General features: G+C 62.0%; 1 pseudogene. It reads right to left on the reverse strand.

What is annotated here, in order from left to right:
• Positions 1-263, reverse strand: a pseudogene (locus AC0IYH_RS32125) (UDP-N-acetylmuramoyl-L-alanyl-D-glutamate--2,6-diaminopimelate ligase); the annotation flags it as partial.

Below are 263 nucleotides of genomic sequence, written 5' to 3' on the forward strand. Positions count from 1 at the left end.
TCGCCAAGCAGATCCAGCGCCTGAGCCAGCAACTGGCTGACACTGGTTTTGCCGTTGGTGCCGGTGATACCGACCATATGCAGACCACGGCTCGGCTCGCCATAGAAGCGCCCGGCAATCGCCGACAACTGCCCTGCCAAACCCTTGATGGCAACCAGTTCAGCGCTCTCGGCGGTCATCGGCAGAGAGCCATCGATTTCGTAGGCAACTGCGGCGGCGCCGCGGGAAATCGCATCAGCAATGTGCACGCGACCATCCTGACG

This window comes from Pseudomonas sp. AC463, from assembly GCF_979253585.1.